A 16478-nucleotide genomic window follows, 5' to 3' on the forward strand; every position below is an offset into this window, starting at 1 on the left:
ACTTCAGAGCGTAAAGCATACCCACACCAATCATCCGTGATTGATGTGGGCATTGCTTCACTTATTACTTGCCGGTGATGAACTCATCCAGTCTGTTCGCCATGGTGGCTGCCTCCGCACGGGTTAACGCTCCCGCCGGATTGATTTTGCCGTCCACACCGCGGATAATACCGTATTTGATGCTGAGTGCGATTGATGATTTCGCCCAGGCAGGAATTTCATCCTTGTCTGCAAAAGCACTCAGGAGCTGTGTGGCCTCTGCATCACCAATGCGCTCTCCTCCGCTGCTTATAACATTTAGTAGTCTTCCTACCATAGTCATTGCTTCCATCCGGGTCAGCGTGGACTTCGGTGCATAGGTCCCATCGTTAAGACCGGTCACCATTCCCAGATCTGCTGCAATGGAGACGCTGCGGAAATACCAGCTGCTCTCAGCCACATCCTTGAAATTCTGCTTGGCTGCCGTATTGTTCATCAGTCCCGCTACACGGAGCAGGATCGTCGGCAATTCTGCCCGGGTTACCTTCGCTTGCGGAGCGAAGCTGTCCGCAGAAAGGCCGAAAACAAACAGCTTGCCGGAAGCCTCACTGATACCAGGTGCAGCCCAGGAGCCCTTGGATACATCCTTGAATGCCTTGGTATTGTTAATGAAGAACAGGCTTCCTTCTCCTGTCAGCTGTACATTAACAACGCCTCCGCTGCTGTCCAGCTTCCAAGGGATGGTAGTCCACTGTCCCGCAGCATTCTTCAGCACCACGGCAGTTATGCTCTTCGCGTCGATACCCGCCGGAATGGCAATTCTGCCTGCAAGGGCTGGTGCCCACTTCCCTGGCGGCAGGTTCACGCTGACAGTAACGCCCTGGCCTCCACCCAGCACCTTGAAGTTCTGGGATACAGCGGCCGCGTTCATGGTGTTCTTATCCGCCTCACTGTTATTTCCGATGCTGATTTTCAGTGCCTCTGTCAGTCCTGCCAGTTTCTCAGGAGTCAGTGTCAGTGATCCCATCGGGATATCGATAATAATGTTCTTCTTAGCGGTCACCGCTTGCTGTGCAACGGCCTGGTCCACCGTAATGTTAAACCCTCCCGCTGCAGTCTCTTTCGAGCTGATCCTCAGATCTCCGCTGCTATTCGGATCAACATCATCAGATTTAATATGAATAATGGCGGTTATCCCTTCCCAGACTGCTTCCATTTCCTTGCCGCCTATCGTGAACACTGGTGCTTTACCCGGGGCTGGAGGAGCTACGCCGCCACCACCACCGCCACCGAATCCACCATCTGTGCTGCTCCATACATTCGCGGGAGCTGTGCCTGCAGCCATGGCAAGCTTATTGAGCGAGGTTCGTTTGGTAATCACGATGAAGTCACCTCTCTTGGCAGGAACCAGGCCGCTGGCCGGGAGCAGGCTCCAATCCCCGATATTCTCTTTCAGCTTAGGCAATACTGCACTGTCACTGGAAGCATAGACCTTATAAGCCAGCTGTTGGCCGGTCATATCCCCCGCATTTGATACTACTACCCTGGTATGCGTGGAGTTGCTGCTCAATCCTTCAGTTGTAATTGCCAGACTGCCAAGTGTTGTAGGCTCTGGAACCGTTACAGAGGCAACGGTGTAGCCTTTCAGTGTAACGCCCTCTGCAATGGTGTATTCCGCTTCGATCAAGCTGGCCCCGGTGGAAAGGGCAGTAACTGTTGTTACAGGAGGCTGATTCTTCGCCTGAGTCGTAACGACTTCAACCGAATCTCCTGTGGGTACGATATAAGTCAGACGTCCAAGATCGCTGTCCTTCACCGGCACCTGTTCAAACTTCAGTTTTCCTTCCTTGTCCTTGCCTCTGGCTACCTTCAGAAAAGCCTTCATGGTGCTTGTCTGTCCTGGCTGCAGCGAAGGTACTTCTTCCAGAATCAGGGCTGCCGGAACCTCATAGCTCTCGTTGGAAATATCCACGACAGCCGAATTCTCATTACCCGCACCATCTGTGGCGGTGAACTTGAGAGCCACCGTTGGCTCGGACGAGGTGATAGCCACATCTGCATCGAATGTGCCGTCTTCAGCAACTGGGACAAGCGTCTCACTGACCTTGAGGATCGTATCCTTGGTGGTCGTACCAGTAACTCTGATCTGGTTCGCTATGGCTATGCCGTCTGCATTCTTATTGAAGGTTCTTGCTCCGGTAACCGGAGACTCAATATAGAGCACCGGTGCCAAAGTATCCACCGTCAAATACAGCATGGTGACGGAAATATCCTTGGTCTCTGTATTGGTTGCTCTCAACTCAATGGCATAAGGCCCATCTGTCTTGAATTGGTTCAAATTGAGTTTGCCCTGGCTTCCGCTTCCGCTGTTCGTAAGGCTCACTTTGCCGATGGACTGCTCAGCATTGAAAGCTTCTACAGTAACATTCTTTTGATCCGAGTGAATGGAAAGGCTCTGCTCGGTCTGGTTCGTAAGCAGATTAATATAGTTGCCGGTATTCTCCACTTTGCCTGTACCGTCTACCGTAAGCACCGGTTTCACTGGCTTTGGCAGTAGCTTCTTAGCACTGCTTACGCGTTCGGCATAGTGGTAATTCTGATTTTTGTCGTCAGCCGCGGATGGAACCGTTGCGGCAGACACACCTATTTCATACTCATGGTCCACTTCAAGACCTACATATTTCACATCCTTCAGATCCATCACGGTGCCTTCCAGGCTGCCGAGATTGACCTCATCAGAGGTAGAGGTTGCTGACCACCCGCCGATCAGAATGCCTTCATATTTGCCGCTGGCTGCATTCCAGTAAGGAGCAAGCTCAGATTCTGTGAACAGAATCTCACCGAAGTTCGAATAGTCGGACATGACGCCTCCCTGCTCGCGCTGGGCATCTATGACATAGCTATGTTCATAGTTTGCATGGCCTGATATTTTGGCGCCGGGCTTGAAGGACAGGGCGAATAATCCGTTGCCTGCCGGTTCAACCTTAACGTCACTGACGTTCTGTGGTGCCATTGGATCTATAAGTTCAAATTTCTGAGCTGATGTTTTTGTTGCAAAGGTAGCGGTAGACTTCAGCTCTGCCCGCAAATAGTAGTTGCCTTGCCGGAGGAGTCCACGGATATCCTCCTGATTCCCCATCAGTGTTACATTCGTTACATCAATGCTGGTGCTTCCGCTCGTAATGCCCCCGCTGACACTGCCATTCTTGCCAACCGGAATATCCTTCGCAATAAGCAGGCCAGGGTCCCCTGTATCCAGCACCTTGGTACCGTCTTCCAGAACAGTTTCAGCTTTGGTTACGGCATCTTCTGCAAGATAGAGATTGACCGTATCGCCTTCAAGCGCGTTGGCTACCTTCCAGGATGCGTTGAACTTGTTGACGTTCGCCCCATCCTTGGCCAGATTGATTTCGTTCAACTGCGGTGCAGTAGGTACGTTCAGCAGCTTGGTTTTCACTGGGGAAACCGCTGTTAAGGTCCATTTGCCGCCGCTCTTCGCTTTATCCGCAGGTACGATGATATACGCTTTGCGGATATCCACCTGATCAGGATTTTGGGCAGCCGGAATGTACTGCTGGAATGCATTGGCTGTAGGATCGGTATTCGTGTTGTCGAATTTGACCGGGAATACCTTGCCGCTCGCATCCTTCAGCGTGAATTCAGGCATATCCTTCGTATCATATTCCATCTCAATCAGCGCATTACCGGTCACGCCATCCATAGGAATCTCATGGACTCTGCCGCTGTTCTTGACGGTAATACCGCCAACGCTGATGTTAACGGAGCCATTCTCAATATATTGAACGCCTTCTTGAAGCTCTCTATAGATGATTTCCTGATTTTCTTGCTCGGCAGCTGCTTCAGAAGTAGCCAGCGTCCCTACGCCTTGGCCAATGACCATCAGACGCGGTCCAAGCTCCGGATCATCTACAACCAGCTGAATCAGCCCGTCAGGCAACTGATCGGTAGAGGTGCCGAATTCAACCCCGCCCCCCCAATAATACGTGACGCCTAGCGAGATCAGCAGAACGCCTATGCTGCCCCAGACCTTATCATTGTTCACGCCAAGGAATACACTGTACAGCGGTAATCCGCCGACCACAGGCACATCATTTGGAATTTGCATCCTGGCCCCGATATACCCTTCAAAATCCGTACGGTTCTTCTCCAGATTCTGTCCGACGAAAATACCCGCCTTGCCGATAATAATATCCCAGCCGCCGATATCCATCTCTGACTCTACCCGCACGAACCATGGAGTTACCCACTGTGCTTCAAGCAGAGCCTTGGTCAGCATAGGCAGCTTGTCTTCATCCTCTGCGTCTGCCTTAGCGGAATAATCCAGCTTGCCTTCTACCTTCAGTCCCGTCCGTTTGACGGTCAGATCCACATCTCCGAAAAAATAGGCCGGAGCCATTCCGAATCTTACACTCACACCTGCCGAAACGGTAAGCGGAAACGGATCGTCCTTCGTGCCGCCTGCTATGGTATCCGCAAGTTCGCGAACCGCACCTCGTATACCGGTCAGGTAGGTTGCGCCGGTGATCAGAATTCCCGGATCCGGGAGTCCCGCGCCAAACGCAATGACGTCTGGCAGAATACGGCCGTCCTTCACCTTTTTCAGGGACAACTCGACGGATACTTCCAGCATGTTTTTGAGCTGGGCATCGAATGCGAGGCCATATTGATTCTCGATACCGTCAATATCCTGTACAAAGTGAGTAACCGTAATTTCGCCGCTTGGCTTTTTCGGCCCTTCATCTTTTTTCTTCGGCGCGCTCTCTTTCTTCGGACCGAACAGCCCCAGCTCTTCGCCAAGGTCGAATTTCAGTGCCGCATCTATACCTACAAAGCCTTTTTCATTAAACACAACATTCTTGATCTCGGCGTTCACAATCTTCATCGACAGGCTGCCGCCAAAAGAAATCCCGCCTTCTCTCAGAATGAAATCATTAAAGGAAAGGCCAAATCCGTCAATGGAGAAGCTTGGCGCACCGAATAAGGATTGCTTATTGAAATACACATCCTCAATCATCACCTGGCGCAGCGGATTCAATCGGTCACCAACGCCGCCAACCGCCCATTTCAGGCTTCCGTTTTCCGTGTCATCCTCAGGGTTCGTATTTTCTTGCGCTTCAGCGCCTTCTTCCTCTTCATCGTCATCTCCACCGGAGTCGGCCGAGGGAAGGTTATAGTTATCGCCGCCGAGCGACTTGTTGAAGCCATTGAAGAAATCCAGCGTCCATTCGCCTTTATGGAAAATAAATCCGCTGTTTGCGACACTGAGTGTGCCGTCCCCTTTAATGAACAATGTATCCAGGAAAGGCATGTCCTGCGGCTGTGTAACCCCGAAGATATCCAGCTTTCCCCGGACAAAAGCCAAATCCTTCCCGGTATACGCTACGGAATCATTGATGATAGCCGGCTCGGTTTTGGTATCCACCACCACCTGCTCGTCCACCCCTGAGCCTACCTGCTTGATCATCCCGCGGATGACCAGTACAACCTCACGGTCAATTTCCTCGTCTTCCGCTTCCTGCTCAAAAGCCTCCAGATCCTCTTCGGAGTCGAACAGCTGGTAATTATAGAGCGGGGTCTCTTTCAGAGCCTCGTCGTCTGTAAACCCGGCCAGATCAAATTCCGGATCAACTGCCTTACTGGCCATTCCGAACAGCGCTTTGGTCTTTTTATATTCGGTTACGGCATTGTAGAGGAATGCGCCATCTTTAAACGGCTCTCCCGGAAAAAGGCTATTCAGATCGTCTAGCAGATCCCCTTTTACGGAGGAACCGTTCGCGATGCCGCTGACATCCACAAGCTGCTTGTATACGACCATGATCCCGGCTTCTCTGATCCGCGACTCATTATTATCGGATACGAGCACCGTCTGCTCGGTAGAAATATCGTACATAGCAGCGACTTCCTCATCACCGCCGGAGTCTCCCTTGTAGTCGATCTCCACCTGGTACTCTCCAAGCGGCAGTTCAGGTCCCAGCCCCGCTTCTACGACCTTTCCTGTATCATCTACACGGTCGCCTCCGCGGTACGTGATTCGCATATCCCCGGACATGCCGTCATCCGTAGGCTGCATAACAACCGCATCCTGAACATTTACTTTATAGCGTTCACCGGTCACCATTTCCTTGAGGTAGAGATCAAAGTTCGGAGCTGTGGTCTCATTGCCGGTGTTGTAAGCTTCAATATTGGACAGATTGACGGTCAGATATTTCACATCACTGCTGTACAGTTCTTTTGGCGAAACTCCATAGACATAGGTAGGAGTTGCTTCACCAACCGGCGGCAGCAGAATGAAGTTCGATTTATTGGATTCATATTGGGCTTTGATTCCCTCATCCTTGACGCCCTGCACCTTCGCCTGGGTTTCCGGACTGCGTGCAGTAATCATATATTCTTTCGTTGTCGGCCAAGGACGGCCTTTCGCCATTACTCTGAAAGAAGCGGTTATCGTATCACCCGGCTTATACTTCGGTTGAATCCCCTGCTCCGCTTCCTCAGGTGTTGCCGACTTCCGGAACTCAAGGATTTTACTGCGTGACGTTTCCAGAACCGGTTTGCCGTTCGCATCTCTTACCACATGACCGCTTGAATCGAGCCTGACCAGACTCATCCCGCCTTCCAGCGTCAGCTCAACCTCAATCTTGGAATGCTCCATATTATAGGACGCCAGGTTCTCCACTTCAGCCGTAATAGTGAACATGCCATCATCCACATAAGCGCTGTCGTCTTCAAGCGTCGCGAGCTGCTGTACCTGATCCACGTAACGGATTGAGAATACTTTATCCGGTGCAACAATCTCACCCAGACCATATACGGTTTCGAAGCTTTGCGAAGCTCCGGCGGCAATTTTGTCCGGATTCCAGTAGAACGCTACCGCTGAGTCTGCGCTGCCGTAATCGTTGGTATCGCGGGTGAAATCGAGGTTCGGATTCACCTTGTAATCCCATTTGGTGTTGGCAAGGCCATTCCAGTGCCCGACGATCATCTCGTCCACAATGTTGATGTTCTGCTCGGCAAAATTATTGAAGCCATAGGCAACTACATTCGTTGCCTGCGGATTGGACAGATCCAGCTTATCGCGCATTACCCAGTATGCAGGCAGCTTGTACAGTGCACTATCCTCCTCGGGAATACCGGCATCCTTTTCCGGATCGTGGGTCAGCTTTCGTTCCACCATCAGCGGAGCCTGATAAGCGGTTCCGATCTGGAACAACGGAGCGTCATTGCCACCCACCATCGTATCCAGCATAATCCGGCTGCCCACCATAACCTGGGCTCCACTTTTGTTATTGACTTCATAACGGATATTAACGTTACCTGAGTTCACCGCATCCTTGGCATCAGTATAGAGCATCAGAATCTGCTTGATCTCCACACCCTTGATCTTCCAGAGCATTTCAAGCTGCTGGGTTCCGTTGGCATTCTGCACAATCTTGGGTGCAACCGTCTCGGAATACAGATCGTTGCCGAATTTATATTTATTGCCATAGATATAGTCCGTACCGTCAATCCGGAACGTCGTAAACGACGTTTCCGGATCATCGCCTTTATACAGCAGGCTGGTGTTCTGGTCATTCTTGCGGATCGGCTGGCCCTCTATTGTACGGATTCCATAGCGCCCAGTACTGTTATCCACAGTAACTTTAATAAAATCATTCTGAATCGTCGTTGTATTTGTGGCAGTAACGGCTTCCGCCAGAGCACGCAAGCTCTCGGAGGCTGACAGAAATACCATAATCAATGAGAGCATTACCGCACACGTTCTTTTAAGCAGCTTCACTCATAGTCCCCCCAGTTCATTGTTCATTAATTCGTGCTGCCTACAAAGAAGGTCGCATATTCACGGTCGCGTTCCTGTGTTCTCACAATAATCGTGTACCAGCCCGCTTTGGGGAAAGTGACCTTGTACTGGCCGCTGACCAGCTGCTGGTAGGTGATTTTGGTAGCGATGGATTTCATTTGTCCTTCACGGTAGAGTCCCGGCTGATAGAGTATATCGAAGGTTCCCGCCTCGTTGACTTTATCTGCTCCCGCCACTTTCATAACGTTGTATCCGGTGACCTTGAAGGTAATGGTATTGCTCTCGAACAGGGCCGTCTCTCCTGATGAAGCCGAGATCAGGACATTGTCTCCAAAAATAAGCAGTCCGCCGTCCTTCACCACAATGACGTCCTGATATGCAACACTGGTATTGCCTACCTCATCGGTTGCAGTATAGGTCACGCGCTGGCGTCCGAGCTTCTTGAGATCCAGCCCGCTGACTGCCACCTTGATGTTGCCCGCAGCCGATACATTATCGGATACCGTATAGCCGCCAAGATCTGAGCCGAATACAAAATCCTTCTTGTTCTGGACAATCCCTGCCACTTCCTGCTTCAGGGCAATGTCCGGGGCCTTGTTGTCCAGTCCGGCAATAGTCACCGGAATCTTGTTGGCATTTCCGAGCGCATCCGACAGGGTAACGACCACGGAGCCATTGCTTTCGAACAACCTTGTGTAGGTAAAGGTTCCATCTGAAGCACTGATTTTATTGCTGTAGCCCGTACCAGATGATATAGGTTTCAGACCGGAAAAGACCATGTTCGGTGCTGTGGTAATACCGGTAATCGTAACCTTCAATTTCCCCCGGGCGTATTTCTTGCCGCCGACAGTCACGATTTGATCTGCTGCGACAGCTTTGCCAGCATCATCCACGAAGGTATAAACGATGTTCTGCGCTTCCGGCGGGGCTGTGACGATACTGGTTATATTTTCTTTCACAACCGTTGAATTGCCGTATTGGTCGGAAACCGTGAACGAGACTACGCCATTCTGCGTCATCGACACCACTTTGTCCTGGCTGGTCACAACAATCTGCTTCGGCGAACTATCCGCCTTCTGCACTTCCAGAGTTACCCCTGAGGAGAAGATTACGTTCCCGTTGCTGTCCAGAATCGTACCGAACCGCTTGCTGCCGTCGACACCATATTGATAAGAGCGCACCACTTTGACCTTCGGGGCTTCCTTATCGATAATGTTCACCACAGCTTCGGCTTTGCCGGCATTCCCCGCTGCATCTTTGAATTCAAAGGTAAAGGTTCCGTTTTCGGTAAAGGTATGGGTCATTTTCCCATTATTATTGGTCACTACAATCTCTTCCGAAGGTTTGTCCAGCATTACTGTGACATTGTTGTTGGTCGGCAGAGACTGCGCGTATTTGATGCTGGCCTGCGGAATCGTTCCATCCACATTCTTCACGACGACGTACAGGGTATCTGTGCGTTTGGCATCGTTCAGGTCAAACAGCTCGAAGCTATAGAAGCCATTCTGCTTGACATTAAAAGAATTGCCAGTCCGTACCGGTGTAGACGGATTGGATTTGGACAGCATCACTTTGATCCCGACAGGCAAGCTGATGTCAATATTCACGCCTGCGGTTGCATTTACCGGACCGGTGCTGCTCAGTGTGGCCAAGGCGTATACCGGAGCCTCTTCCGGTAAAGTGCCACTGATATCCACCCTGGACGGCTCACTGATTTTGCCGCCCGGCGTTCTGTATTTCACCATTACATTCAGCTCCGAAGGGATGCCTGAAGGAACCTTCAGCGAGACGAAATTGGTATACGGCCGCCAGTTGACCCAGGACAGGCCATTGTCAGAAGAGATTGAGTATTCATAGCCGGTCTTGTCTTCCGTCTCCAGGCTCAGCTTCACGATTGCGGTGTAGCCATCCTCGGTATCGCCAGAGAGAAAGACCAGTGCGGACTTCGCTTCAGCTGGAGGCGCTTCCTTAGAAACGGCGGAAATCTTGAAACTCCCCGCAGGGCTGCTGACGATGCCATTGCCAGCCCCGTCTACGGCATAGACATATAGCCTGTAATCCGCGACTTCTCCGGGTGCAAGCTCTTTGACTGCAGTGAGCTTGGCACCATCCAGGGTGACATTTCCACCGTCAGGAAGATCCAGCCATTTTGTCGAACTGCTGTCCGGCGCCGTTACTCCATCCTTTAGCCATTGATATTTGCTCTTCAGTCCCGCTTTGCTGTATAGCTCGGCAACAGATACATTCACATCGATCGCCGGTAACGGGTATGAAACTCCGTTGCTGTCATATCCCACCATTGGCGCCGTATTATCGAAGTAATAGGCCTTGGAGTAGAAGTAGGACTTGCCTCCAGACTTCACAATCATATGAATATACTGCGTACCATTCAGATTGGTATTGGCTGGAATCAGATAACTCAGCATGGCTTTGGCTTCCGCCGGTGCCAGCAGCGCAGCTGACTTTTCTCCACTAGCAGCGGTCGGCGTGGCCAGCGGGCTAGCAGACGCTCCCGGCTGCGGTGTGGCTGTTGCCGATGGAGCCGCTCCCGCATCTGTTGCCGGAGTAGGTGTTGGAGCTGGCTGTTCCGCAGAAGGGGGAGTGGTTTCTTCGAGTACCGCTGCCGCCACCTGTGTGAATGAGCCGGTTCCCAGACGGAGCGGGCCTGCCGACAGCAGCTTCACCATAGCAAAAGGTCCTGCTGCTACACTGGCTTCCGGCGCACTCGCTGCACCCGGATCGACCGCAGGTGCCGGTGCCTGCGTCGGCTGCGGAGTGGTTGCACCTCCTGCACCTGCAGGGCTTGTCATCTCTGTTGGTGTGGGCAGAGGATCAAGCGGCAGAAGCTCGGTAAAGGACATTTCTTCTGCAGGATGATTTGCATTTCCGTCTACCGCATAACCTACGAAATCCGGTTCAATCCCTCCAATACGGAAGATCACCTCATGACTTTGTTCATAATTCGGATTAGAGGCAGGTGTGAACTCTGCCGGAATACTCTCTTGGGAATTGACCGTAATCAGGTTTTTGGTTGCCGTATCCACGATCTGATTACCCGCGTTATCCAGAGCCTTCAGGTACAGCCAATAGTTGCCGTCCTCGAAGACATCTTCATAGGTGGACTGGGTAACAGTTGAACCGGAGTAAGCTGCCGGCTTCCATTCTGCATCCGCCGGCTGATTGCCTTCCTTCACCCATTGATACTTGACTTCCTTGACTCCGCTGTGCGGGTCCTGCACCAGAGCGGACACGGTAACATTGTTGGAGTTATTGGTAGAGCTTCCATCATCCTTAACTATGACCGGAGCCTGGTTATCCAGTTTCAGAATGCCAACCTCATGCGTCCAGTTAGAATCGTCCTTAGTAAATAGCTCCAGTGGCCAGGTGTTCACGTCTCCATACTGTCCGACAGCGGCAAGCGCTTTGTTATCGGCATAGAAGGTTTTATCGTCTTCATTACCCGGAGCCTCAGCCTTCCAGGCATCATATTGCTCCGGATTGCTCGCCTTATATTTCTTCATCAGATCATATTGCTTCAGCTCCCGTGCAGTATCCCACGTCATATCTGCGGTCCAGGTGTGCAGGTACCATTCGCCGCTCATTTCCGGGGTAAAAGCCTCTGCGGGAGGTGTCAGCAGATTAGTCTTGTTGTTGGCCACGGAGAGCTTGATATTCTGGAACAAGCCAGGGTACAGCTCCTCCGAAGGCTGCTTCGCAGCGAGTGCGTACCGTTTCAGCGCTGCGAAATGATCATCTGCTTTGGAAGCAAACGGGTCTGCGCTGCTCCGGCTCCACAGATAGTACACCAGTCCCACCGAAGGCGAGGTTTCACCCGTCATATTGGACGGGCGGTAGATTCCCCTGCTGGGTCTTTCCTGATTACGGTCCGCTGCAATCGGATCTAGGTTCGGAACTCTTACTGCCGGGTCATTGGCGTCAATCGTCACCTTTCCTTTTTTCTGGTAGGTAGTATTACTGCCGCCGCCAGTTTCGTAACGGTAACTAATCACCGGTATCGTGTTGTCGATCGAAAGATTAGCCCAATCGATTTTGGAATTGACCCTGGAGACATCGAGCGGCGCATCTGTTAGGGAATGATCCCCGTCATAGTTGGCCGGCTGGGCCAGCAGATTGCCTGCATAATCCTGAATCACATCGATATCGGTGCTATCGCCCTTGTTATCATTAGAAAGTGCAATCACTTTTAGCAGCGGTGCTTCAACAACGGTACTGTCAGGCACCGTCATGCTAAACTTCCAATTTTTCGTATTGGAGCCACCGGTATAGTAAGCCTTCATGCCGTTGTTGAAATAGAGAAAGGTCTTACTGACCTCCCAGCCTTTCTTCACGATGACGTCTTCTGTCATCTGAACGGTAAAGTCGATTACATCCCCCTTATTCAGCGTACTTCCAGTTAGAATCTCCGGCTGAATTCCGTTTCCGACCTTCGTGTATTTCGGACGTACCGCATCGACAATGACACGGTAGCCCCCGTTCTTGTAATCAAAAGGATTCACTGTTTTCCCTTGGACCTGTGCGTTGCTGCTCGCATTCCCCACATTCGGAAAGCTGATTGTTGCCAGGTTGCCCGCCGCATCCGCGAGTCCGGCATCCTTGAATTTCTCTTCCAGGGTCCGGTCGATCAGCGCACCTCCGGCAGTCGTACCGGTAATTTTCGGCTCGAGCGGAAGATTGCCGCTGGAGTGATACAGCTTGCCCACATATTGAAAAGCAATTTTGTCGTAGTATTCTTTGAGATTATTTGTGTTATAGGTTGTATTCTCCAAATACTGCTGCTCCCCGGCTGCAGGAAGTCCCGTTCCGGGTTCACTTATGAACAGCGGTTGTCTGAAGAACGGCTCCGACAGCACCGGGGATATCAGATTCGTCGGGCTCACCGGCTCGCTAAAGTTATAAGAGAGCGTGACATTCTCATTTTTTTTGACATAGAGTTCTTTCTGGTTAATGGTCTCGTTCATTCTTTCTGCGCCATTACCAGTAAAGGTATAGCTGTTCAGAACAGGACGCTGGAGGTCTTGGAACTTGAGATAAAAGCCCCGTACACCCGCTGCTTCGCCGTCGTCGTCTCCTTCACCGTACACCATTACTTCAATGACAGAATTCGGCTTAATAATTGCAGAAGCAGATTTGTTATATACATTTCCCCCATTTGCCGAGTAAGGAAGAATATTCACGCCATCTACCCATACTCCGATATGCGACACGCGAGTCCATCCAAAACCACTATGGTATCGCAGTACATTGAAACCGGTGAGCATCTCAGCATGACCACTTCTGGCCATTTCGCTCAAAATCGGATTATCAGCTACATTAATCTGAAAACGGACCGTGGCTTCATTGTCATTAACACCAGCAAAAACATCACCGTTCGCCCAGTCATAGCGTGCATCCTTGTCTGTCTCCGTTTGCGTAAACCCTTCAACCTGGTTATTGTAAAAGTTAATGAAGGTATTCTCTGCCGGGTAGGACAGATTCCCTACATGTGCCCCGCTCTTAAACATTACCTCAAGGTCCTTACCCGCCGCCTCTGCCTGACCGCTCCAGGAACCGGGTATCAGCGACAGCAGTATACTGAGGATCAAACTTAATGCAGTGTATTTCTTCGCTTTCCTGCTCATTAGCAATGTAATGCTCCCCCTTATTCGTTCATCGTTTTTCGCCCGCCGCCTGACATGAATTGCACATCCTTGCATCTCCCCTATACCCTGGGCCCTCTCTCCTTTCGGCTTTTACTCCCGGCGGACAAAAAACACTAGATTCAAACTACCTAATTTTTCATTTCTGCAACTATATTAGCAGGTCGCTCTGAACAAACTCTTAACAAATCTCGACAAAAACCTTTTCAAAGGGTCGAAAATTCGGATAATCTTCCTTTTCGAGAGAAAATATCTTTTTTAAAAATATTTCGGATAAATACACAAAAAAAACAGCGCCTAAGGCGCTGCTCAAATTTCAACGTTATATCACTGCTCAGGTATCGTCTCTACTGCTTCCTTACTTCCCCACTGGTGCCCGGCCAATCGCCGTGCCGACCTTACGGAGAATCTCCGCCATCGATCCCGGGTCCTTCACATCATAATCGTCGATGTTCAGGCGCAGTACCGGACAGGCGCTGAACTCGCCAATCCACTGCGAATAGCGGCCGTGCATATGCTCCCAGTAGGAGACATCGGTCTGGATTTCCATCTCGCGTCCGCGTTCATTGATGCGGGTCAGGATCGACGGCAGGCTGCCTTCGATATAGATCAGCACATCTGGATGCGGGAAATACGGTGTCATGACCATAGCCTCGTACAGGCTGGTGTACGTCTCATAGTCGGTCTTGGACATGGTACCCTGATCGGCATGCATTTTGGCAAAGATCCCCGTGTCCTCATAGATTGAACGGTCCTGTACAAACCCGCCGCCGAGCTCAAACATCTTCTTCTGCTCCTTGAAGCGTTCCGCCAGGAAATAAATCTGCAGATGGAAGCTCCATCTCTCAAAATCATGATAGAACTTCTCCAGGTATGGATTATGATCCACCTGCTCCAGGGACGTCTGGAAGTTCAGGCGCTCAGCCAGGGCTGCGGTTAACGTCGATTTACCGACACCTACCGTACCTGCTACTGTAATAATGGCGTTATCCGGGATGTTGTATGGGTTCATGTCATAAGCTCCTTTAAGTGTTCGGCGATCGCAGCGAAGTCTTCCTTGTTCTTCACAAAATCCACCTGATTTCCATCGATCGTAACAATGACGGTGGACGGCTCCGAAAGTGCGAGCGAGGCCATGGCTGCATCATAATCCTCGATTAACTGCTGCAAATAGGCAGGGGCAATCTCCTCCTCGAACGAACGCCCGCGCTTCGCGATGCGCGCCAGCAAGGTATCGAGGTCTGCACGAATGTAGAGAATCATATCCGGCTTCGGCAGATCGTCCGTCAGCACATGATAGATTTCCCGGTATTTGTCCCGTTTCGTTCCCTTCAGCGTACGCTCACCAAAGATCAGATTCTTATAAATATGATAATCCGAAATGACCGGTTTACCTTTATCTATGTACTGGTTCACGGTATCTTCAAGCTGCTTGTAACGATTGCAGAGAAAAAACATCTCCAGCTGAAAGCTCCAATCGTCCATATTCTGATAGAACTTGTCCAGAAAAGGATTCTCATCCACGATTTCTTTAATTACCGGGAGCTGTAATTCATCGGCCAGCATCGTGGCCAGGGTGGTCTTGCCGGCTCCGATCGGGCCTTCCACTGCTATAAAGGGTGCATGTTTCATTAACGCTGATTTCCTCCTCAAGTACGGTCAATCCCGAAGCTGGCTCCGGTAAGGAGCAGGACTCCGAAGTCTGCAAGGTTTCTCAAAAAACAGACTAAATTATTGTATCACAGAGCGCTGGCCAGGAGTGCTATAATTTTTCGTCCCTCTTCGTTCCCTGCTGCGCAAAAGAGCCTCAGCCCCACTGGAAGTGGTAGGCTGAGGCTCTTTATGTGTACAACATTCATTTTTTCTCCAGCTACAGCTTCTCCCCGAACCGGCTGCTGCGGACTTTCAGCGAGCTGTCCAGACGGCTCCGCAGAGTAGTTAGCCATTCCGGCTCATGCTCCCACTGTTCCGCCGTAGACCTCAAAATCCGGGCATACCTGTACAAATCAGCAAACCGTCTGCAAGCTGACAAAGACGGTCCATCCTCTGTGAGATCATACCGGCTGGCGTAACCCTCCAGAAAACAACCCTTCTTATGGGCCTGCTCCTCGGTTGCAACAGCTTCCAGCAGGCTGTCCAGGGCTTGCTCGATATCCATGGCATACCAGTGGTACATGGAATCGTCGAAATCAATGACGTTCACCACATCCTGTGTCTGATCATAGAAGATATTATCCAGCTCAAAATCATAATGAATCAGTCCGTAATTGTCCGGTGTGGCGGGCACCCCCGCAAAGTAATCCGCAAGCAGCACTGTCTCCGCCCTTGCCGCCGTTTGTTCCGGGAATGGCTCCAGAATCCGGCGAATCCACACCAGCACCTCGCTGTGCGTCCATCTTTTGCTCTGCACAGGGCTGTATTCACTGGATAGCCGGTGAAGCTCTCCCAAAGCCTGACCGTAGCGGAATACAACCTGGTCATCCAGAGTAACATCATCCATTCGCACCCCCGGGACACGCTTAAAGACCGTTGCATAATAAGCCCCCCAAGGCGTTCGCGCTTCTATAAGCTCTGAACCTTCCCGTGAAGGCACTGCCTCTAGCACTCCATATCCACGCTCACGCAGATACGAGAGGAACTCAAGCTCCGCCAGCAGATTACTTCTAAGCTTTTCTGTCTGTGGTGCGAACCGGAGCAGCTGATTCTTCCCACCGTTCTCGAAAGGATATATTGCATTGGAGGAAATCCGGTAATACTGGAACAAATGCAGCGATTCCTGGTCATACGCCCAATTGCGCAGCAGCATTTCCGCCAACTCTTCATTATTGAACAAATATTTCAATTTTAGCACGCTCTGCAGCAGCTCCTTTTGATCTTCAAGTTTCTTTCACCTTCACTGCAGCAGTGGTTTGATTAGCCCGGCGTTTCATGCCGATCACTCCCTTCCGGTTATACACTGTTTTCAGGTTATCACTCTGCACCCTGCGGAGCTATGTACAGAATCGTTATAACCATTTTCTCCG

Annotated in this window: 5 protein-coding genes; all 5 read right to left on the reverse strand. The window is 51.0% G+C overall.

Translation table 11 applies throughout. The features are described 5' to 3' along the window. Window positions 1-64 precede the first annotated feature (64 nt). On the reverse strand, window positions 65-7777 hold the full coding sequence (locus A3849_RS18775) for an S-layer homology domain-containing protein (RefSeq protein ID WP_074112799.1): 7713 nt from the start codon (window positions 7775-7777) through the stop codon (window positions 65-67). A 26-nt stretch (window positions 7778-7803) separates the two neighbouring features. Next, window positions 7804-13437 carry a hypothetical protein gene (locus A3849_RS18780; RefSeq protein WP_074112800.1) on the reverse strand — a complete coding sequence of 1878 codons (5634 nt, stop codon included), beginning with the start codon at window positions 13435-13437 and terminating at the stop codon, window positions 7804-7806. Window positions 13438-13813: 376 nt separating this feature from the next. Then, a complete protein-coding gene (locus tag A3849_RS18785; RefSeq protein WP_074112801.1) occupies window positions 13814-14467 on the reverse strand; it encodes a deoxynucleoside kinase in 654 nt (217 codons plus the stop codon). Beyond that, window positions 14464-15087, reverse strand: a complete 624-nt coding sequence (locus A3849_RS18790; protein ID WP_074112802.1) for a deoxynucleoside kinase — start codon at window positions 15085-15087, stop codon at window positions 14464-14466. The genes A3849_RS18785 and A3849_RS18790 overlap by 4 nt, the downstream gene beginning before the upstream one ends. A gap of 238 nt (window positions 15088-15325) precedes the next feature. Next, a complete protein-coding gene (locus A3849_RS18795) occupies window positions 15326-16306 on the reverse strand; it encodes a phosphotransferase enzyme family protein (RefSeq protein ID WP_074112803.1) in 981 nt (326 codons plus the stop codon). Between the last annotated feature and the right edge of the window lie 172 nt (window positions 16307-16478).

Origin of the sequence: Paenibacillus sp. P46E (genome assembly GCF_001909095.1) — a bacterium.
In the GTDB taxonomy this organism is placed as follows: domain Bacteria; phylum Bacillota; class Bacilli; order Paenibacillales; family Paenibacillaceae; genus Paenibacillus_AQ; species Paenibacillus_AQ helianthi.